Source organism: Paenibacillus sp. FSL H8-0537, assembly GCF_038051995.1.
GTDB lineage: Bacteria > Bacillota > Bacilli > Paenibacillales > Paenibacillaceae > Pristimantibacillus.
Genome location: NZ_CP150290.1, coordinates 2201278 through 2223437 on the forward strand (window position 1 = coordinate 2201278; position 22160 = coordinate 2223437).

The window sequence follows — 22160 nt, forward strand, 5'->3', positions numbered from 1 at the left end:
ATCATCCTCTGCATTTAATCGTTAATTTGAAAGCCTAGTGCTGCTAATTGTTCAAAATAATGCGGATTTGTTTTGGACACACAGCCCGGGTCGGATATTTGTAGATTGGAAACTTTCGAACCAATTAAGGAAAGGGCCATAGCCATGCGATGGTCATCGTGGCTATTTAATAAAGCGGCTTGTGGCTTGCCGGGAAAAACGGTTAGGCCGTCTTCAAATTCCAATACGCGAATGCCTAGCTTGCCCAATTCCGTGCAAATAGCAGATATCCGGTCACATTCGTGATGTCTGATATGAGCGGCATCTTTAAGCGTAATGGGGCCATCTGCAAAAATAGCAAGGACAGCGAGCGTCAGCGTTTGATCCGACCATTTTTGCATGCTGACGGTAAAGCCGCCCTTCAAACGCTCTGGCCCTTGGACTTCAACAAAGGTTTCGCCGCAGGCAATGGTACATCCCATCTGCTCCAGCACGCCGAGCATTGCAATATCTGGCTGGCTTGTACGGCTTGCGTCAATGCCTTCCGTTCTTATGCGCCCTGCGGTAAGCGCGGCGAGCGCCCAGAAATAACAGCAGGTGGATACATCAGGCTCCAGAAGGATGGAGCGAGCTTCATATTTTCCCGTAGGTATCGTAATGCAGGGGTCGTTTGTGTCCAGAGATGCAACAGGTGCTGCACCAAACAAAGCCATCATCGCAAGTGTCATTTCGACATAGTCTTTTTGCACGACTTCGCCATCTATGCGCACTGTTATCGGCGCTTTCGCATAAGGTGCGGCTAACAGCAGACCGCTTATGAATTGACTCGATGTAGAGCCAGGTAGCAGCACCGTCCCGCCTTGCAAGCCATTAGCCCGAAGGACGAGAGGGAGTGAATGCTCGACTTGCTCGTATTCAAACGCTGCTCCTAAATGTGTCAGTGCATGGAGCAAGGGAGCTAGCGGCCGCTCGTGCAATCGTTTAGTGCCTTTAATTGCCCAAATGCCATCTCCAATGGCCAAAGCACCGGGCAAAAAACGTGCAATCGTGCCAGCAGCTCCTACGAACAGCTCCCCAGACGAGATCGGCCAGTTTCCGCCGCAGCCATCTACATAAGCGGTTTCTCCTTCGATCGTTATTTTTACCCCGAGCTGCTTTAATGCAGCAATGCACCAGTAGGAATCATCGCTTAATAATAAACCGCTAATTTGCGATTTTCCTTCGGCAAGCGCGGCTATAATGAGGGCACGGTTAGTTAGGCTTTTGCTTCCCGGTATGCGCACCGTTCCTTCCAATGCTCCGCTTGGAGGATTTAGGGTCACCTGCTGTTTATCGCTATGGGCCGACCATGGGGAACGTGCAGTTAGATCAGGCTGGAATCCGTCCATATTTCCACCTCTTTTGTTTTCTTGTATAAACCCGATTATAATGAAGAAAATGAAATAAGTGAAATTGGATTTTATAAAAAATGATATAGAGGTGGTCTATACCATATGTTTAATCTGGAATGGTATCGGATTTTTCTGCATACAGCACGCTGTAAAAATTTAACAAGAGCGGCGCAGGAGCTGCATATTACGCAGCCATCGGTCAGCTATGCGATTAAGCAGATGGAGGATGCTTTGCAGCTCAAGCTTTTTCATCGGCTGTCGAAGGGCGTCGAGCTTACCGAAGAAGGGCGGGCGCTGCAAGGCTATGTGGAGCAATCCTTTTCCATGCTGGATTCTGCCCAAAAGCATTTGCAAAATATGAAGCTGCTCAGCGAGGGAGAAATTCGCATCGGGGCGAGCGATTCGCTGATTAAGCATCTTTTGCTGCCGCAATTAAATGCCTTTCATCGCGATTATCCGGGTATCCGAATCCGTCTTTCGCATGGGAAGACGCCCGATATTACGCAGCGCTTAAGGGAAGGCGATATCGATTGTGCGATTATCCATCTGCCTATAAACGATTCCCAGCTGAATATCCAGACGCTTGCGGTGCTGGAGGATTGTTTTGTAGTCGGAGAAGCTTATGCGGAGTTAGCCCGCGGCTCAGCGGCGAATGGTGCCTTAACGATGCAGCAGCTGGCTGAGCTGCCGCTCCTGTTATTATCTCCGGGCAGCAGCACGAGGGAGTTTGTTGAACAATGGTTCGCGGGCAAGGGACAGGCGGTAAAGCCGGATATCGAGCTTGGAAGTATTGATTTGCTCGCCCAGTTCGCAAGGCTCGGTTACGGGGCCGCATTCATTAGCCGTTCTTTTGTGCAGGAGGAATTAAATAATGGCATGTTGTATGAAGTATTTGTAGAAGATCCGCTTCCACCCCGCAGCATCGGGCTTGCCGTACGGCAGGACAGGAAGCTGTCGGTTGCGGCTGAGCGCTTCGTCGAAATGTGCATGCCGGCTGTCGATGAGAGACATTAAATTAGGGCGTGTCTGAAAACCTGTTCAGTGGCACCTTTCACCGCCTTTTCGCCCCCTGCTTCGTTCCGTTTGCTTGACGTATCCCCAGTACGCCTTCACAAGCGCGCCTTGCATGGAACGAAAATTCGGCAATATTTGCTGTCCTCAGCGTTCTCAGACACGCCCTAGCTTTGGTGAAATTAGACTTGCCAAGCGTGCCTGGTACATCACTTTGGTAAATCCGAATATGTTCCATCAGCATCCGTACATCGTTCATGGCGCCTGCCGGCGTGTACAATGTACCATAAAGAAAAAGCGTTCTCTGCACAACCTAGTGTGGTAGCGGATGATGGGATGATCACCCTATCCATAGAGGACAGAAATGGTGGACATATGAGCATAGCGAGCAGGCAGCTGCCCCGTAAACTGACTATTACGATGTGGGATTTCTCTTGGTATACGATGACGACGCCGGGAGAGCCATACAGCGATTTAGCTGCAAGATATAAAGAGGCGGTGGAGCGGGGATATAATACGATTCGCATTTGTGCGATGCCACTTATGCTGTTTACGGATTCGGGCGTTCGCCCCGGACCGCTGCACTTCGGAAATTTGGGCGAGGTGGGCCAGCGGACACGTTGGTACAATTGCAGAGGCGGAGCAGAGCTGGACGGGCATGCGCAGCTGTTGGAGCTGTTCAAGCAGGCGAAGGCTCACAACTGCTATATTATTCTTTCCTCGTGGGAATACCAGCAAAGTCCAAGCTTTCTGGCGGAGCCTTATTTGCGCGATTTGCTGGCGGATATTCCGCCGGACCAGCGCTTTATGGCGCTGGCGAAGTCAATGGATCAGCTCATTCAATATGTGAAGGCAGCGGGCTATGGCGAGCAAATCGCTTATGCCGAGCTGCATAATGAGGTCGAATTTGGACAGCTGACCGATATTGCAACGGAGCAGGGCGTTGCCAGCTCCAATACGCCTGGCCTTGTGCAAATTATGCAGCCCTATATTGAAGAAGCGGTCGCGTTTCTCCGCGAGCAGCATCCCGAGCTGTTAATGACGGCAAGCTATACGCTGAATGAGGCTTACCCGAAAGCTTATGTGGCGCGAAATATGCAGGTGGCTCATTTTCATCTGTATATTAAAGGCGTGCTGCAGGAGCTGATGGACCGGACGGGCATCGACAATGAAGCGGTGCCGTTTCCAAATGAGCTGGTGCAATCGCTGCTGCGGGAAGAAGCGCCGCCGTTCGAGAGCTGGCAGCTTCCGGCAGGCCAGGAATGGCGAATGCAGGGCAATCCCGTCGGCATGAAGCTGCTTTATCTCCATGATTGGGCCGACCCGGATCAATGGGATTTATATTTGTACGACCATTATGGCAGCCATAAGCTGGCAATGCTCCAGAAGGCGGATTTTCGTTTTGAGGAGCTGCATGAATGGGCGGGACAAACGGAGCTTCCTATCGTCATTGGCGAAGGTTATGTGGGCTACACGCCGCTGCATGCGGGCTTTGAGGAAGGGCCAGTCGGTAAATTTATTGCCGAATATGCGATTCGCAAAGGGATGAAGCTGGGCTTCTGGGGCATGGTGCTCTGCTCCAACTGCGCGCCACATCATCCGTTCTGGAACGATATTGCGTGGCAGCAAAAGTGGAACCGGTTTATTTTGGAATCGGAATAAATGAATGCGGCAAATATAGCTCAAGCAGAAATCAAATAGAGCGGGATGAAAGCTTCTTTTTCAAGCATGCCGGGGCATGCGGGGAAAGGGGCTTTTTCTCTCTCCTGTCACGTGCCTGTTTGCTATAATCGGTATAGATGATCTTATTTACCATTCTACTAGGCGAGAGGAAGATCCATATATGCAATTGCTGAAGGGACAAAAGGCAGACGTCACCAAAGGGGGAAGCCTCGGCAAGCTGGCTGTCCAGTTTGGCTGGAAAGCTGGCAGAAGCGAGCTCGGCATCGATGCTGCGGCGTTTCTGCTGTCAGAGCGCGGCCGCTGCGAGCGGGATGAGGATTTTATTTTTTATGGCAATCCATTAGCGGCGAATGGTGCTGCTGAGCATAAATCAAGCGGCCAGCAGCTTGGCATGGAAGCAGGCGATCAGGAAGGGATCGAGCTTGTGCTTGGGCATTTGCCGGAGCAAATAGCGAAAGCTGCTTTTACGGTGACGATATATGATGGCGAGCAGCTCGGGCATGCTTTTCAGGATGTAACGGGGCTATATGTGCGGCTTGTTAACCTAGACACGAAGGAGGAACTGCTGCGCTACGAGTACGGTGCGGATTTGGTGAAGGAGACGGCGGTTGTAGCGGGGGAGCTGTATCGTCACAATGGCGAGTGGAAGTTTAGCGCGATTGGCAGCGGCTTTAACGGCGGGCTTGCCGCATTATGCTTGAATTATGGGCTTGAGCTGGAAGGAAATGCGGCGGCGGGCGATGGTGAGGAATCCCAGGCTCATGCTCGGGCAGAGGCAACTGCAGCGGCGACATTGGAAGCACCTGTACAAACCGCCTCCCTTAGCAAAATCGATTTCCGCAAAAAGCTCGTGCAATACACTCTGGAGAAAAAGCAGCTGACGAACGTCGTGGCCAGAGTAGGCATCGTGCTGGATATTTCCGGCTCTATGCAGACGCTGTATAAAAACGGCACCGTTCAGGAAGTCGTGGAGCGGATTTTGGCTGTTGCCTGCAAGTTCGATGACAACGGCACGCTAGACGTGTGGGTGTATGATAATGAATACAGCCGTTTGCCGTCGGTAACGGAGCGCGATTTTGGACAATATGTCGATAAGCATATTCTAAACAATGACCGCATTCATAAGTTTGGGCGCAATAATGAACCCCCGGTGATGGAGGATGTGATTCGCAAATATACGGTGGAGGAAAATGATCCTACACCTGTGTTTATCATTTTTATTAACGACGGCGGGGTAGTGAAGTCGATTAAGCATACGATTACCCACTCGGCGGTGCAGCCGATTTTCTGGCAGTTTGTCGGCATTGGAAACTCCAATTTTGAAGTATTGAAGCGGCTGGATACGATGGAGGGGAGAATCGTAGATAATGCGAGCTTTTTCCATTTGGACGATATTGCGGCAGTGTCGGATGAGGAGTTGTATGATCAACTGCTGAATGAGTTTCCGATGTGGATAAAAGCAGCGAAGGAACAACGCATTATTCGGTCATAACCATAAGGTAATCCTGCTCTGCTCTGAACCGAGACGAAGCGACTCAAGTGGCGATTGCTGCTGGCTGGAGCGCCCAGGTTCAGAGCTTTTTGCATGGGGGAGTTCAAAATAACCGATTTCTATATGAAAATATATCCATTTTATATAGTGCTTGGCTTATATTTTATGTGCTAAAATGAAAGCGTATACATTTGGAAGGGAGTGGTTGCTCATCCATATTTATATGTTAAGTGTATGTGTTATATCATTCCAATTGAGGAGGGTATTCATTTGATCAAACATTCAATGCGCAAGCTGGGCACGCTGGCCCTAGCGATCACAGTAGTAGCCGGCACCGCAATAATCGGAAACCCGCTGCAGGCGCAAGCTGCACCAAGTGAAGCGTACACGTGGAAAAATGTAGTGACTGGCGGGGGAGGGGGCTTCGTTCCAGGCTTTGTGTTTAATAAAAAAGAGCCTGGACTGCTCTATGCCCGTACGGATATAGGTGGTGCTTATCGCTACAACGAGTCGACAGGCAGCTGGAAAGCACTGCTTGACCACGTGGGCTGGGATGAGTGGGGGAAGACCGGCGTGGATGCGCTGGCAACCGACCCGGTTGATCCGAATCGTCTCTATATTGCGGCTGGCTCCTATACGAATAGTTGGGACCCGAATAATGGCTATATTATGCGCTCCATGGATAGAGGAGACACCTGGCAGGAAACGGAGCTGCCCTTCAAGATTGGCGGTAATATGCCGGGGCGCTCTATGGGCGAGCGGCTGATGATTGACCCGAATAAAAATAACATTATTTATTTTGGCGCACGCAGCGGCAATGGTCTATGGAAAAGTACAGACTATGGTGTGACTTGGAGCAAAGTGACAGCATTTCCGAATCCGGGTAATTTTGTCGAGGACCCTACTAATGAATACACGGCGGATATTATGGGACTCGCATGGATTACCTTTGACGAATCGACGGGCTCTCCGGGAACGGCGACGCAGACGATTTACGTCGGTGTAGCGGATACAGCGAGCAGCATCTATCGCAGTACGAATGGGGGAGTAACCTGGTCTGCTGTCGCAGGACAGCCGACAGGCTATTTGCCGCATCATGGCGAGCTGGATTCGAATGGGCAGCTGTATGTTACTTATAGCAATGGAACTGGTCCCTATAACGGCTCGAAGGGCGATGTGTGGAGACTGAATACAGCAACGGGCGTGTGGACGAATATTAGCCCCGTGCCTTCAAGCAGCGGCGATAATTATTTTGGCTATGGCGGCCTTGCTGTGGATGACCAGAACCCAGGTACGCTGATCGTTGCAACGCTCAATTCCTGGTGGCCGGATGCAAACCTTTATCGCAGTACGGATAGCGGGGCAACGTGGAAGCCGATCTGGAAGTTTACGTCTTACCCGAACCGTGATTTTTATTACACGCAGGATATTTCGGCTGCTCCATGGCTCGATTGGGGCGTAAGTTCTGCACCACCGGAAGTATCGCCTAAGCTTGGCTGGATGATTGGCGATATTGAAATTGATCCTTTTAACTCTGACCGCATGCTTTATGGTACAGGCGCAACTGTGTACGGCACAACGAATTTGACGGCTTGGGATAGCGGCGGCAAAGTGGCGTTGTCTGTTATGGCCACGGGCATTGAGGAGACATCAATAAATACGCTGGTTAGCCCGCCGAGCGGTGCTCATCTCCTTAGCGGTATAGGTGATATATCAGGCTTTAGGCATAATGATTTAACAGCAGCGCCTGCAAAAATGTTCACCGGTCCAAGCAGCACAACAAGCTTAGACTTCGCCGAGCTGAGTCCCTCATTTATCGCACGTGTCGGACATGCAGACAAAGCGAAATATCCGAATGAAAAATCAATTGCTCTGTCCTACGATGGCGGATCGAACTGGTTTAGCCCTAATGCAGAGCCATCGTCGACAGCGGGCGGCGGAATGATTGCCGTAGCTGCTGACAATAGCTCGCTCGTATGGAGCACATCCGATGTCGGCGTTTATTATTCTAAAACGACCGGAAATTCATGGACCGCAAGCACGGGCGTTCCGGCTAAAGCAAGCGTAGCTGCCGACCGCGTTAACAAAAGCAAATTTTACGCTGTGGCGTCAGGGAAATTCTATGTGAGCACCGATGGCGGTGCGACATTCACAATGACCGCGGCTACTGGCCTTCCTGCGCAAGGCAATACGAAATTTAAAGCGCTCCCAGGAGTGGAAGGCGATATTTGGCTGGCTGGCGGCAATGAGGGTAGCGGCGTATATGGGTTATGGCATTCGACGAACTCGGGAGCATCTTTTACGAAGCTGAGTAACGTCGAGGAGGCAGATGTCGTCGGCTTCGGCAAGGCGGCACCAGGCCAGACCTATCCTGCGCTTTATGTATCGGCGCAAATCGATCAGGTCAGAGGCTTTTTCCGTTCGGACAATGGCGGCTCAAGCTGGGTAAGAATTAATGATGATCAGCATCAATATGCATATACAGGTGAAGCGATTACCGGTGACCCTCGCATCTATGGACGTGTGTATGTCGGCACGAATGGTCGCGGTATCTTTTATGGGGATACGGTAAATGGTCCAACACCAACGCCAACGGTAACCCCGACTCCAACAGCGACGCCAACAGCGACGCCAACAGCGACACCAACGCCAACAGCGACACCAACGCCAACGGCGACACCAACGCCAACGGCGACACCGACGCCAACGGCGACACCAACGCCAACAGCGACACCAACGCCAACAGCGACGCCGTCTCCGGCAGGCAGCTTTAAAGTGCAGCTGTTTAACGGCGGAACATCGGCAACAGCGAACACGCTTAATCCAAAAATCAAGCTGGTCAATACAGGCACAAGCTCACTGAGTTTGGCTGATGTGACGCTTCGTTATTATTACACGATTGACGGCGAGCAAGCACAAAGCTTCTGGTGCGACTGGTCGACCGTTGGCAGCGCCAACGTCCATGCTTCCTTCGTCAAGCTGCCGACGGCTGTAACGGGAGCAGACTACTACGTTGAAATTAACTTTGACAGCGCAGCGGGGTCTGTCGCGGCAGGCCAAAGCATCGAGCTGCAAACGCGGATTTCGAAAAACAATTGGAGCAATTACACCCAGACGGGCGATTATTCATTCAATTCCAGTGCGACAAGCTACGTAGACTGGGACAAAGCTACCGGCTATGCAGCGGGCAGCCTGCAATGGGGCGTAGAGCCATCTTAATTTGAAAAAGAGCAAAAGCTCATGCGCCGGATCGTAAGGTGCATGAGCTTTTTGTACGGGTGCTGCCGCTGTTTTATAGAAGGATAGCAATTCCATTTCAGATGACAAAAATCCAAAAGGAGACTATAACGTATGAAGCAGCAGCTTAAACGATTCATGATTTTTTCACTGGCGCTAGCCATGGTGTGCGGGTGGACGACGGCCGATACGAAGGCCAGCGCCGCAGATAGCGATGCTTTCGTTACGACAGCAGGAAGCAAGTTTCAACTGGATGGCGAAGACTTTTATTTTGCAGGAACGAATAATTATTATTTCCACTATAAGTCGCAAAAAATGGTCGATGACGTGTTTGCCGATATGGTGGCGATGAATCTCAAGGTAATCCGGATTTGGGGCTTCCATAATGGACAGCCGCAGGACAATGCCGTCCTGCAGCCAACTCCCGGCGTGTATGATGAATCGGGCTTTACCAAGCTCGATTATGCAATCTATAAGGCAGGACAGTCGGGCGTTAAGCTGGTTATTCCATTTGTGAACAACTGGGATGATTTTGGCGGCATGAATCAATACGTTGCGTGGTTTAATGCCGGCTCGCATGATGCTTTTTATACAAATGCTTCTATTAAACAAGCTTATAAAAACTATGTAAACTATATGCTAAACCGGGTGAACACGTACACAGGCATTAAATATAAAGATGATCCAGCCATAATGGCATGGGAGCTGGCGAATGAGCCGCGTGCCCAATCCGACACAACCGGCAACAAGCTTGTTAATTGGGCGGATGAGATGAGCACCTATGTCAAATCACTTGATGCGAATCATTTGGTCGCTGTAGGCGATGAAGGCTTTTATAACATTCCGGGGCATTCGGACTGGATGTATGGCGGCGGGGAAGGTGTTGATTGGGAAAGACTGATTGCGCTGCCGAATATTGATTACGGCACATTTCACCTATATCCGGATCATTGGAACCGTACAGCGCAGTGGGGCACGCAGTGGATTATTGACCATATCGAGGACGGCAATGCGGCGCAGAAGCCAGTCGTGCTGGAGGAATTCGGCTATCAAAATCAAGCGACCCGCAATCAGGTTTATGCCGCGTGGCTTGGTGCCGTTGAGCAATATGGCGGTGCGGGCAGCCAGTTTTGGATTTTAACCGGCATTCAGGATAATGATACGCTGTATCCCGATTATGATGGCTTCCGGGTCGTATATCCAAGCGCGACGGCTACGCTGCTGACTAATCACGCCAATGTGATGAATGCCAAGTCGGGCGGCGGCGGAACCGGGCCGATAACGACAGTGCCGGCGGCGCCGCAAGGCGTAACGGCAACAGCGGGAAATGGCCAGGCGGCGCTTTCCTGGCAGGCGGTCAGCGGAGCGACAAGCTACAACATTAAGCGAGCAGCTTCAAGCACGGGCCCCTTTGCCACAGTAGGCACGACAAGCAGCAACAGCTATGTGGATACGGGGCTAGTCAATGGAACGACTTACTACTACGCGGTTAGCGCGGTGAACAGCGTGGGCGAATCCGTGAATTCCTTGCAGGCAAGCGCAACGCCAACCCTTCCGAGTACGGGAACGGGCGAGCTTAAGGTTCAATACAAGAACGGCGATTCTGCCGCTTTGGACAATCAATTAAAGCCGCAAATCCGCATTGTTAATTCGGGGACAACGGCTGTGCCGCTTCATGAGCTCACCATTCGCTATTGGTATTCTTCTGATGGGTCGCAGCCGCAAACCTTTGATTGTGACTTTGCGACAGTTGGCTGCTCCAATCTTAGCAGCAGCATTGCTGCGTCAGGCAAGACGAGCACAAATGCCGACACTTATTTGGAAATAAGCTTCGGCGCGGGTGCTGGGAACATCACTGCTGGCGGCCATACGGGGGAAATGCAGACGCGTATTCATAAGAACGATTGGACCAACTATATCGAGACTAATGACTACTCGTACAATACGGCGAATACGGCCTTTGCAGATGCCAGCCGCGTCACCTTATATCGCAGCGGAGTACTAGTATGGGGAGAGGAGCCGTCGTAAAAGCAACTTAGCCCACTACTCTCATCTAGGACTTTAAGCAGGTGAGAGTAGCGGACTACGTTGTTTAGTTCGGTAAAGCATTTAGCCTGAGATTACACTTTATTATTTTTGGGTATTGCAATAGCAAATGTAGTGTCAAAGGTATGTTAACAAAAGATTTTCAAATTCCCTTTATATGCAAACTTATTTTCAAAAATAATAAGTAGAAGGATGCTCGTCGAAGAGTGCTTTTAAACAAACTATTTCCTTCTAATGAATTTATTATATAGGAATAAAATAATTAAAATAACAACTATCCAAAAGACAACTATCCACGCAACTCCTGATATCATCTTTAAAAACCCTTCTAAACCCATTTTTACACCTCCATATATAATATATTCTATAATATGAGAATTGAAAGTGACATTGATATATTTATATTTAATCATTAGTCGTTTCGTTCGTCAAACATTTCAAGTTATTTATCTAAAATGATTTGAAAAGAAAGTGTAAAATATGATGTGTAAATAGAAAAAATGAAAACTTCTACTAGTGGAGTTGCTACGCACATCAATCCGAAAATCGAGGACTTCCTTATGTACCATCTACTGGTTAATTCATATACACAAAGTCCTCGACGCTTTCTTTTCTTAAAGGTGCTTTAATTTGTCTCATGTTATGGGTCAGTTCCAACCGATGAAAACGATAGGGTGCTTTTTATTGTAAATTACTGCAAACCAACTCGAGCTAAACTCTAAGATAGTATTAAATTAAATCGAAGCGCTGATTTGTTAGATTGAATTAGTTGCTCGGGCGTAGCATTAAGCAAAATAAGTTTGTTCTTACCATGATAGACTATGCACAGTCGGATATGAGAATAAAAGTTTGAAGAATCTTGTTGCATTTAAGTGAAAAACGAACAAACAAGCAGCAACCCCAGTCGTAGGATCAATGCTGAGTGTTTATGAATCAGTGTAGAGAAGCGATAATTCTTTATGAGGTACGATTGTTCACAGGCTGATCTGTTCTTAGTACATCAGTCTTCAATTGATTCAGGATTACAACCGTGTTCGCTCATGTGTAGGTAATCATAAGTAGGATTTTCAGTAAGCAATAAGGTAATATAGCCGAAATATGTTCAGAAAAGGTTCAGAATAGAAGTTATAATAGAAGATATAAACGATAACGATAGCTTGCATGAAAAAGCAGTGCCTGGTGAGTGCGACTCAGCAGGCTTTTACATCGTATAGACGATACATAAGAGACATCGTAACGCTGCGGGGAGAGACTATGAATGCTTAATCGAAAGAATATGGGCATGTTCCTGATGATAATAGGAATTATGGGCACAATTTTCGCGCTTATTTTCCATAATGTTGCAGATAAACAGGATGTGCGTGCTGTAAATGGCGTGTTGGACTTGAGTAACTGGAGTTTTGTAGAAAAGGGGGCAGTGAAGCTGGATGGCGAGTGGGAGTTTTATCCTGGCCAGCTGCTGACTCCAAAAGATTTTGTCATAGCTAGCCAGATGCCGCAGGAGCAGGCTCCACCGAGCAAGCTGGTGAATGTGCCGGGTAAATGGAATGATTATTTGTCTGGAGAAGGAAGTAGGGCGGGCATTGGCTACGGCACTTATCGCTTGAAAATTCAGCTTCCCAGCCATTTGCGAGAAATATATGGGGTTTATACCTCAAACATTCGCATGGCCAATCGCATTTATTTAAACAATCAAATGATTGGCGCCAGTGGTGCCCCAGCTGCAAATGAGTACGATGGCGTTCAGAACAATGTGCCTTATATTGGTCTTGGCACCGTTGCGGGCGATTCGGTCGAGCTCATTGTGCAGGTGGCAAACTACAGCTATGCTACAGGCGGCATTATTTATTCCATTACCTTCGGAGAGCAGCACACCATTATCAAAAACCGTGAGATGGATATTTTGCTAGGGGTGCTGACGATTGCCGGATTTTTGATTCCAGGTTTATTTTGCTTGCTGTTATATGCGCTTAGAAAACAGGAGAAGGGGCTGATGTTTCTCGGGCTTTTTTGCCTCTCGTCCATGATTTTTATGATGACCCAAGGGGAACGGCTCATTTCCCAGCTGCTTCCTGATCTGCCGTATTCCTTCGTGCTGAAGCTGCAGCCAATCTCATCGGTGTTTGTGTATTATTTTTTATTATGCATCGTGAATGAAATGCTGCCAGGCATCGTTCATCCCAAAGTGATGCGGTTCTTGAAATGGCTTGCGAGCATCACCATTTTGCTGGAGCTCATTGCGACGCCATTATTTATATCGAAGCTGGAAGTATTAATTATGGCTCAAGGCTTGTTGATGATCGTTTATTATATTTATGTCATTATCCGCGGGGTAGGACGCAAAGCGTATACGGATCCCTACTGGTTTTTAAGTCTTCAGAGCATCGTCATGATGATGCTTGCTTCCATGATGCGGGCCTACGGATTTTTGGAAAGCACCATGCTCATTTCCTTCGAAATGCTGCTGTTTGTGTTCGCCCACGCGGGCTTGTTCGCGAAACGCTTTACGAAATCAATTCGCGAGGTGGAGCAGCTGTCAGAGAAGCTGCTGACGCTTGATGGGCTCAAGGATGAATTTATGACGATGACCTCGCACGAGCTGAGGACGCCGCTGCACGGCATTATTAATATGGCAGCCTCCATGCTGGAAGGCGCTGCCGGGCCGCTGAACAATACGAAGCAGGCGGAGCATTTATCGATGATTGTCTCGACCGGCAAGCAGCTGTCCGCCCTTATTCAGGATATTTTGGAATTCGCGGAGCTGAGGGGCGGTGTGATGAAGCTGGCGAAGCGAAAAATTTATTTTCAGCCTGTGCTTCATGCGGTCGTGGAGGTTGTGGAGCATCTGCTCATCGACAAGCAGGTGCAGATTCAGCAGCGGCTGCCCGCCAATTTGCCTTTGCTGGATGCGGATGAGGATCGGCTGCGGCAAATTTTGTACAACTTGCTGGGCAATGCAGCGAAGGCGACCATTCAAGGGAAAATTACAATTAGTGCGGTGACGCAGGCAAATAAGGTAAGGGTGGACATTTCGGATACGGGAATGGGCATGTCGCCTGAGCAGCTGGAAACGATTTTTCTTTCTGAACGTAAAGCAAAGGCTGCACTGGCGGGCTTTCAAGGCTCGGGCTTCGGACTGCGCATTACGAAGCAGCTTGTGGAGCTGGGCGGGGGAACCATTAGCGTCCATTCTATTGCAGGAAAAGGGACTACGTTCAGCTTTACAATACCAATCGCACAAGGCCAGCAAACAGACGAGGCTGATATCCCCTATCAGGAGCAGGCCGCCGCAATCGAGCTTACGGCTATGCTGAATATACCGCCGCCCGCTGCTGAATTCCGCGTACTCGTCGTTGACGATGATCCGATTAATTTGCAGGTGCTCATTAATTTGCTTTCCATCGAACGCTGCGAGGTAACGGCGGTAAGAAGCGGGGATGAAGCGCTTGAAGAGGCGCTTGCTGCTCCGGCCAAATATGATTTGGTCATTACGGACTGGATGATGCCGAAAATGTCGGGCATTGAGCTTTGCCGCAAAATCCGCGAGCGCTTCCTGCTGTCTGAGCTGCCGGTGCTGCTGCTCACGGCCAGAACGAAGCCAGAGGACATTAAGCTCGGCTTTGAAGCAGGGGTCAACGATTATGTTGGCAAGCCCGTTGATGCAGGCGAGCTGCGTGCCCGGGTTCAAACGCTGCTGGCACTCCGCAAGTCGGTTAAGCTGGCCGTACAGGCGGAAATGGCATTTTTACAGGCGCAAATCAAGCCTCATTTTTTATATAATGCCTTGAATACGATTATAGCGATTTGTCCGGTAGATCCGTATAAAGCAATGGAGCTGCTGATTGAGTTAAGCCAGTTTTTGCGCAGCAGCTTTGATTTCCATAATCGCGATAAAATGACGACGATCGAACGTGAGCTGGAGCTGGTTAAGTCCTATTTGACGCTGGAAAAGGCGCGTTTTGATGAAAGGCTTAAAATTGAATACGAAATTAGCTGCGATGAGCTTGCGCTTATACCTCCGCTGACCATTCAGCCGATTGTGGAAAATGCGGTTAATCACGGCGTCATGAAAAAAGAAGAAGGCGGCACCATTAAGCTGAAAATTTCTGAAGTGGATAACTGTATTATGGTTCTTGTAGAGGACGATGGTGTAGGCTTTTCCACGGAACGATTATCGCAGGTGCTTTCGGACAAAGGGACGGGACGCGTAGGCTTGAGCAACATTCATCAAAGGCTGATTAATTTGTACGGCAGCGGTTTGGTCATTGATGGACAGCGGCAGCACGGAGCGGAGGTAAGCTTCCGCTATCCGAAAGAGCTGCGAGCAGGCACGTATAACGAACTATGAAAGGGAGTCGATGGCGATGAGAGTCATTTTAATTGATGATGAAAAGCCGGCGCTCGCTCACATTGAATGGTTGTTCGAGCGGGACGGACGCTTACAGGTGGCAGCAAAATTCACCTCGGCCAGAGATGGCATTCAGGATGTGCGGAACACGCCCGCCCAGATCGTCTTTCTGGACATTAATATGCCGGGCCTGAATGGGCTTGAGGCGGCGGAGCATATCCGCAGCATTAACCCGGATATCCGTATCGTATACATAACGGCCTATTCGGAATATGCGATTGAAGCGTTTGAGCACAATGCGCTCGATTATTTGCTGAAGCCCGTACATCCTGAGCGGTTTAAGAAGACGATTACCCGCATTATGGAGGATTACAGTCGGGGCAAGCCGGAGAATCAGCCGCTGCCAGGCAGGCAGGTGCTCTGCTTCAAGCGGCTGGCGTTTCATGACGATGGAAAAACGAATACGAGCCTCCGGCTGCGGACGCTGAAAGCGCAGGAGCTGTTTGCTTTTTTACTGCATTATAAAGATCAATGGGTCGCCAAGCAGCAGCTTCTTGACACGCTATGGCCCGATTCGGATTATGAGAAAGCGATGATGCTGCTCCATACGTCCGTCTATCAAATTCGCAAGCTGATGAAAGATTGGAAAGTAGAGGCGCTCGTTGAGTTTGCGCTTGACAGCTATCGTCTGACGAGCAATGGATTAAAGCTGGATGTCGAGCAGTTTGAGCTGGGAGTTGCCGCGATTCGCGTAATTGATACGGAGCAGCAGCGTATTGCGGCGGAGCAGACGCTCAGCCTTTATGCTGGGGACTATTTTGAAGAGCATGATTTTCTATGGGCTCGGCAGCGCAGGGATGAGCTTAGAGCGAAATATGTGCGGTTTGTTCGCAGTCTTATCCACTATGAGATGAACGCTGGGCATGAGCAGGATGCGCTTAAGAGACTGCTGCTGCTGCATGAGCAGGAGCCTTACTCGGATGAGCTATGCCGGCAGGTTTTAAAGCTGTTGGGCCAGCTGGGCGAACAGGAGGCACTTGTCCTCTATTATGACGATTTTGCACGATTGCTTCTCGAAGACTTAAATTGTGAGCCGGAGCCAGAGACGAAGCATGTGATAAAGCAGCTTAAAGGCGCTATATAAATTAAATTAAATTAAAATAAAATAAAATAAATTGGCGGTTTAGCTGGCTTTGCCTTTCTTTTTGCGAATGGCTGAGCGGCTGGGCCGCTTTTTTGAAATTTATACTAGGATGTACTAGGATGTGCATGCAAACGTGTGGCCCTTCCTGCTGCTCCATGCTTAGTGCCTATTCTAAGCCAATGTAGGCTAATCTCCTCTGACCATTCAAGGCTTAAGGAGCTGCAGCATGTGAGTGTTGCAGAGAACACAGATGCAGAGAACACAGATGCAGAGAACACAGATGCAGAGAACACAGTTGCAGATAGCAATGTGGCTGACACTACTGTTGTTGAGAATACTGTTGTTGAGAATACTGTTGCTGAGATCACGCAGCCTTGGAAGCTCGTTCCTTTTTTGGCGGACTGAGGTTCCGCTATTCTGGATTTTGATCCCATTTCGGACCTTGAGCGGACAGGAGATTCGCTATTGCCTTCATAATCCTCTCAAAATGACGATGGGCAGCGCATTAGCGGCTCCTGAGTCCGCAGCCTGTGCCAAAACCAGTGATTTGGTTGAAATAGCGGCTGCTGTGTCCTCCGAGTTGCGTCCTCCGAGTTGCGTCCTCCGAGCTGTGTCCACCAAGTCTACCTTTGTGTCTTCGTACAAGGAGCAAGCCCCTGAAAAGTGCATCAAGAAGTTGCCGTTTGGTAAGCAGGTTCACATTTTCCGTATAGATGAGTTGTGCCATTCCCTGTAGTAGAGGGAAGACGTTTGAACGCTGACTTCTATCGGAATCCAGCTCGCTTGCGTATGCATACACACCGTAGAATGAGTTTGAAACGGGTACAATACAGATAAAAACGTTTATACGTTTGGATAAAATGTCTAGTTTTTAATCAAACAGCTCTGTTTTTTGGCGTGGTTTATTTCGGAAAATTCCCTATAATTGGAGAAGTATTCACCATACAGGCAGGAGTACCGAGTGTGTTTTAAAATATAAGCATGTATAAGTATCACCCTTATAATGGGCTTATATTTCACCCTCGAAACGGTAGCTTTGCCGCCAGAGGATGGCGACAGTCGTTTACACTTGGCAGATTTGCCTATTTTGGAAAGCGCTTTATTTCTGCGGGGGAGATGATGGACCCTCAGGAGAAAGACGGAGTACAAACCTAATTTCAGGGAGGTAATAACGGTAATGCGAATGCGCAAGAAGGGGAAAGGAACTGCAGCAATGTCGAAGTTCCTGTCATGTCTTTTAGCACTCACTCTCTTAGTCCCAGCCTTTTCTATGCCTGCAGCAGCAGCTGATTCGGTGCTGGTATCCGATGATTTCAGCAGCTATGCGCTTGGCGATCTAACAATTGGAAGCGGTAACACTTGGACAAAGGAAGGTGCTGCTCCAGCTTTTGTAGTCAAGCAGGATTCTGTTACAGGTTCTACTTATGGAGCGATTACGAATGAATCGACCGGCTCCTCTTATATCGGCCAACGTTTTGCCGGTGAAAGCGGCGGCTTAATCGTTGAATTTGATGTCAACCTGCCAACGGGTAAAGGCGGCTCGCTATGGGTCATGGATGGCAAGGTGAACGCAACCAATGCTGCCGCTGCCCGCTACCAGCTTGATGCTGGTGTCATCAAGCAGCATAATGCAGCTGTAGATAAGCAGCTTGCGTATGATGTGACGCATTGGTACCGTTTCAAAATGGTATTTAATGTGCCAAGCAAGCAGTATAATGTAAGCGTTACCGATTTGGCGACGAACGCGACGGTAAACTGGCCGTCCGCTTTTTACAGCAACCGGGAACGGATCAGCAGCTTTGGCTTCTATGTCAATCCGAATGGCGGCCAAATCAATGTGGCGAATGTGCGTGTAACCGCGCTTGACGTGAAGCTGGCTGGCTTAGTACTAGGCTCAAGCGACTTTGCTCCTGTGCTTAATCCACCGTTTGATCCGGGTGTGTACGATTATTCGGTAGAGGTGCCGTATTCAGCTGCATCGGTGGATGTAACACCAACGGCAAGCAACGCTGGATTGGTTGGATTAAAATTGGATGCGGGTGCGATTGCCAGTGGACAGAAGAGTACCATTCCTTTGACGAGCGACGAGACGGAATTTGGCGTATCGGTAACCTCGTCCGCCTATACGGATATTAGCCGTACGTACAAAGTGAAAGTCAATAAGCTGGAAAAGTCACCTAATGTGACGTATGTTGTCAGTGAAGCGCATGATGAAACGGTCAAAATCGGCTGGGAGCAGCCTCAGGACCCAGCTTTTAAGGAAACTCGCGTTTATTTGAAAAATGAAGACACTTCCTTGACACGAGTCGATACGGTGCCTGCGGGCAAATACATTTCGACTATAGCAGGGCTGTCGAATGGAACGACCTATTCATTCGTGGTCAAAGGCGCTTATGAATATGTGGGAGAAGCGGTTAGCGAGTCAAGCGGCATAGCAATTAGTGAAACGCCGATTAAGCTGGCTCCTCGCCAAATGGAAGCACTGGACCGCGGCCTCGTTGCGGTGAAGGAAACCGATCATGTGTACGTAGGCTGGCGCCTGCTGGGCACCGATGCGGAGGATATCGCATTCAACCTGTACCGCGACGGCGTGAAGCTGAACAGCACGCCAATTACAGGCAGCACCAACTATACGGATGTGAACGGCAGCAGCAGTTCAACGTATAATGTGCGGGCCATTATCGGCGGAGTGGAGCAGACGCAATCGGAAACGGTTGACGTGTGGGATACAAACTACTTGAATATTCCGCTTGAGAAGCCGGAAGGCGGGGTAACCCCAGATGGCGTAGCTTATACGTATTCGGCGAATGACGCATCCGTTGGCGATTTGGACGGAGACGGGCAATACGAAATTATAATGAGCTGGATGCCAAGCAATGCGAAGGATAACTCGCAGGCTGGCTACACGGGCAATGTGTATGTTGATGCTTACAAGCTCGACGGCACACGTCTGTGGCGAATGGATTTAGGCAAAAATATGCGGGCAGGCGCCCACTATCTCGACATTATGGTCTACGATTTGGATGGTGACGGCAAAGCCGAGGTGACGTTCCGCACAGCGGATGGCACGATTGACGGAAGCGGCGTCGTCATTGGCGATGCCAATGCGGATCACCGCAACGCCAGCGGATATATTTTGACCGGACCGGAGTTCCATACGGTGTTTGAAGGTGCGACAGGCAAAGCGCTGGCAACGGATGCTTATGAGCCGGAGCGGGGCAATGTTGCGGATTGGGGCGATGCCTACGGCAATCGCGTTGACCGTTTCCTTGCGGCGATTGCCTATCTCGACGGCGAGCGTCCGAGCATCGTGATGCAGCGTGGCTATTACACGCGGATGGTGCTTGTCGCCTATAACTATCGGGATGGCGAACTGACGAAGGTGTGGACGTTCGATTCCAAAACGCCAGGCAATGAAGATTATTACGGCCAAGGCAATCACCAGCTTAGCGTTGCTGATGTGGATAATGATGGCCGGGATGAAATTATTACAGGCGCGGCAGCTATTGACGATAACGGAGACGGGCTGTGGAGCTCTAAGCTCGGCCATGGCGATGCGATGCATCTGAGCAATCTGAACCCGGACCGTCTGGGACTGGAATTGTTTGCGGTGCAAGAGGATACCGCCGTTAAATATTCCTACGATATGAAGGATGCACGAACAGGCCGTGTTTTATGGGGGCAGCTGCAGCTCGGCATTGATGCTGGACGCGGTTTGTCGGCAGATATCGATCCAAGGCATAAAGGCGCGGAATCATGGGCAATCGACGGTGCCTGGAACAGTACGACAGGCGGGCTGTTTAACGCCAAGGGTGAGAAGCTGTCCGCGAGCATTCCAACGTCCAACTTTGCCATTTGGTGGGATGGCGACCTCAGCCGCGAGCTGCTTGATCATAATTGGCTAGGTGATCCGCGCGTTGGCGTTCCAAAAATTGACAAGTGGGATTATGAAAACGAAGCACTCGTGAATTTGGAAACCTTCTCAGGCACTTATTCGATTAATGATACGAAAGGCAATCCGAACCTGCAGGCTGATCTATTCGGAGACTGGCGCGAAGAGGTGGTGCTGCGGACGGAAGACAGCAGCGCGCTGCGCATTTATACAACGACAGCTGTCACCGAGCATCGGATTCATACGCTAATGCATGATCCTGTCTACAGACTTGGCATCGCATGGCAAAATACGGGCTACAACCAGCCGCCACATACGAGCTTCTATCTAGGGACAGATATGGAAATGCCTGAACGGCCGAACATTCGTACAAATGCCATTGCAGCGACGAGCCTTAGCATTTCCGCTCCTTCGCAAGAGGTGACGGCGGGGCAGCAGCTGCAACTGAGCCCGGTATTTTTGCCAGCGGCGGCAACAAACAAAGCCGTAACGTGGGCCGTTGCAGGTGAAGCTGGCTCGCCAACAACGCTTGCAACGATTAATGCAAATGGCTTGCTGTCAGCAGTCGCGGCAGGCAAAGTAAAAGTTACAGCGACAGCAAATGACGGTTCGGGCGTGAGCGGCGAGCTCGTCGTGACGATTTCTGCTGCTGGAACTGTGAACCCCGGAGCGGGCTCGGGATCAAGCGGAACGGGTGCAACGACTCCCCCGACGTCAACTCCGGCTCCTGCCAATGTGGTGCTTAAGCCGGTCGTTACGGTAGACACTGGCGGCAAAGCATCGGCTGAAATGACTGCGGCTGAGCTCTCGAAAGGGCTGGACGATGCAGCAGGCAAAAAGCTTGCGATCACCGCTGTGCCAACGGGTGCGGCAAGCTCCGTTCAAGTAACGCTTCCAGCGCAGGCGCTGAAAGCGGCATCTGGCAAACAGGTAAGCCAAGTGGAATTGAATTTGGGTTTGGCGAGCATAACGCTAGATACGGCTTGGCTTTCGAGGCAAATTGAAGCAGGAGCTGGGAAGCTTGAAATATCCGCTGCTGAGGCCGATATAAGCAAGCTTTCCGCCGAGGCGAAAGCACAACTGGGGGATGCAAAAGTTTATGATTTGACATTGACGATTGATGGCAAAGCGATTACTTCTTTTGCAGGTGGTGTTAAAGTTGCATTGGACTACAGTCTGCAAGCAGGAGAGAGTCCGAATAAAGTGGTCGTCTATTACATTGACGATAATGGCGAAATGCAAATTGTGAAAAATGGAAAATACGAGGCGGCAGCAGGGCACGTCACCTTTAAACCAGAGCATTTCAGCAAATATGCAGCAGCTCACGTCAATATTCAATTTAATGATATTGAACGTGTAGCATGGGCGAAGGACAGCATTGAATCGCTCGCTGCCAGAGGCATTATTAATGGCATGGGCAATCAAGCCTTTAAGCCGGATCAGCAAGTCACGCGTGCCCAGTTTCTGAAAATGCTGCTGCAAACGTTCGATTTGGAGCAGGCAGATGCAGCAAGCACGTTTAGCGATGTGCAGCCAGGCAGCTGGTATTACAGCTCAGTGGCCAGCGCGCAGGAGCTAGGCATTGTTGAAGGCAAAGCAAATGGCACTTTTGGCTTTAATGATGAAATTACGCGTGAGGATATGGCTGTTATGGCCCATCGCGTTATTCAGAAGCTTGAGCTGAAGCTGTATGCACAAGGACAGCCAAGTGATTTCAAAGACAGCTCGGCGATATCCAGCTATGCGAAGCAGGCAGTAGATGCGATGCAAAGTGCAGGCATCATTAAAGGAACAGGCAATGGCAGCTTCGAGCCGAAGAGCCATGCAACGCGGGCACAAGCGGCGGTTGTCATTAACGCGCTGCTTGGGACGAATAATTAAGCAGACAGCTAACAGGAAATAACAGGAAACCGGAAATGGACTGTAGAATAGTAGAG

The 22160-nt window shown here is 49.8% G+C and carries 12 protein-coding genes and 1 pseudogene; 10 read left to right on the forward strand and 3 right to left on the reverse strand.

Features of this window, described 5'->3' with window-relative positions:
- Positions 1-14: 14 nt before the first annotated feature.
- Positions 15-1367 carry a 3-phosphoshikimate 1-carboxyvinyltransferase gene (gene aroA / locus MHB80_RS09320; RefSeq protein ID WP_341281876.1) on the reverse strand — a complete coding sequence of 451 codons (1353 nt, stop codon included), beginning with the start codon at positions 1365-1367 and terminating at the stop codon, positions 15-17.
- Positions 1368-1472: 105 nt separating this feature from the next.
- On the opposite strand from aroA, the gene MHB80_RS09325 reads away from it, so the two are divergent.
- Complete coding sequence (locus tag MHB80_RS09325; protein ID WP_341281877.1) at positions 1473-2384, forward strand: LysR family transcriptional regulator; 912 nt, start codon at positions 1473-1475, stop codon at positions 2382-2384.
- A gap of 37 nt (positions 2385-2421) precedes the next feature.
- Here MHB80_RS09325 and MHB80_RS09330 read toward each other — a convergent pair whose 3' ends face one another.
- Positions 2422-2640 (reverse strand): hypothetical protein, encoded by a 219-nt coding sequence (locus MHB80_RS09330; RefSeq protein WP_341281878.1) that lies wholly within the window; start codon positions 2638-2640, stop codon positions 2422-2424.
- 116 nt (positions 2641-2756) lie between these two features.
- Between MHB80_RS09330 and MHB80_RS09335 the strand changes: the two genes are divergently transcribed.
- The 8 genes and pseudogenes from MHB80_RS09335 (at position 2757) to MHB80_RS09370 (ending at position 16736) form a co-directional block, all read left to right on the forward strand.
- Positions 2757-4043: a cellulase-like family protein gene (locus MHB80_RS09335; RefSeq protein ID WP_341282918.1), complete on the forward strand. Its 1287-nt coding sequence runs from the start codon at positions 2757-2759 to the stop codon at positions 4041-4043.
- Positions 4044-4224: 181 nt separating this feature from the next.
- Positions 4225-4758, forward strand: a pseudogene (locus MHB80_RS09340) (TerD family protein); the annotation flags it as partial.
- A gap of 99 nt (positions 4759-4857) precedes the next feature.
- Entirely contained in the window at positions 4858-5556 is a 699-nt protein-coding gene (locus MHB80_RS09345) for a VWA domain-containing protein (protein WP_341282919.1), read from the forward strand.
- A gap of 285 nt (positions 5557-5841) precedes the next feature.
- Positions 5842-8775 (forward strand): cellulose binding domain-containing protein, encoded by a 2934-nt coding sequence (locus MHB80_RS09350; RefSeq protein WP_341282920.1) that lies wholly within the window; start codon positions 5842-5844, stop codon positions 8773-8775.
- A 132-nt stretch (positions 8776-8907) separates the two neighbouring features.
- Positions 8908-10821 (forward strand): cellulose binding domain-containing protein, encoded by a 1914-nt coding sequence (locus tag MHB80_RS09355; RefSeq protein WP_341281879.1) that lies wholly within the window; start codon positions 8908-8910, stop codon positions 10819-10821.
- Positions 10822-12097: 1276 nt separating this feature from the next.
- The gene (locus tag MHB80_RS09360; protein ID WP_341281880.1) at positions 12098-15187 is read left to right on the forward strand and encodes an ATP-binding protein; all 3090 of its coding nucleotides are present in this window, start codon (positions 12098-12100) and stop codon (positions 15185-15187) included.
- 16 nt (positions 15188-15203) lie between these two features.
- A complete protein-coding gene (locus MHB80_RS09365) occupies positions 15204-16331 on the forward strand; it encodes a response regulator (protein WP_341281881.1) in 1128 nt (375 codons plus the stop codon).
- A 228-nt stretch (positions 16332-16559) separates the two neighbouring features.
- Positions 16560-16736, forward strand: a complete 177-nt coding sequence (locus MHB80_RS09370) for a hypothetical protein (protein WP_341281882.1) — start codon at positions 16560-16562, stop codon at positions 16734-16736.
- 66 nt (positions 16737-16802) lie between these two features.
- On the opposite strand, the gene MHB80_RS09375 is transcribed toward MHB80_RS09370, so the two are convergent.
- Positions 16803-16976, reverse strand: a complete 174-nt coding sequence (locus tag MHB80_RS09375; protein ID WP_341281883.1) for a hypothetical protein — start codon at positions 16974-16976, stop codon at positions 16803-16805.
- A gap of 532 nt (positions 16977-17508) precedes the next feature.
- Here MHB80_RS09375 and MHB80_RS09380 point away from each other — a divergent pair.
- Positions 17509-22104 carry an S-layer homology domain-containing protein gene (locus tag MHB80_RS09380; protein WP_341281884.1) on the forward strand — a complete coding sequence of 1532 codons (4596 nt, stop codon included), beginning with the start codon at positions 17509-17511 and terminating at the stop codon, positions 22102-22104.
- Positions 22105-22160: the final 56 nt, after the last annotated feature.

Bases quoted from the DNA above. Each gene is read 5' to 3' on its own strand.
- MHB80_RS09325 (WP_341281877.1), top strand. From the start codon at position 1,473: ATGTTTAATCTGGAATGGTATCGGATTTTTCTGCATACAGCACGCTGT.
- MHB80_RS09350 (WP_341282920.1), top strand. From the start codon at position 5,842: ATGCGCAAGCTGGGCACGCTGGCCCTAGCGATCACAGTAGTAGCCGGC.
- MHB80_RS09380 (WP_341281884.1), top strand. From the start codon at position 17,509: ATGCGAATGCGCAAGAAGGGGAAAGGAACTGCAGCAATGTCGAAGTTC.
- MHB80_RS09355 (WP_341281879.1), top strand. From the start codon at position 8,908: ATGAAGCAGCAGCTTAAACGATTCATGATTTTTTCACTGGCGCTAGCC.
- MHB80_RS09335 (WP_341282918.1), top strand. From the start codon at position 2,757: ATGAGCATAGCGAGCAGGCAGCTGCCCCGTAAACTGACTATTACGATG.
- MHB80_RS09360 (WP_341281880.1), top strand. From the start codon at position 12,098: ATGCTTAATCGAAAGAATATGGGCATGTTCCTGATGATAATAGGAATT.
- MHB80_RS09330 (WP_341281878.1), bottom strand. From the start codon at position 2,640: ATGAACGATGTACGGATGCTGATGGAACATATTCGGATTTACCAAAGT.
- aroA (WP_341281876.1), bottom strand. From the start codon at position 1,367: ATGGACGGATTCCAGCCTGATCTAACTGCACGTTCCCCATGGTCGGCC.
- MHB80_RS09365 (WP_341281881.1), top strand. From the start codon at position 15,204: ATGAGAGTCATTTTAATTGATGATGAAAAGCCGGCGCTCGCTCACATT.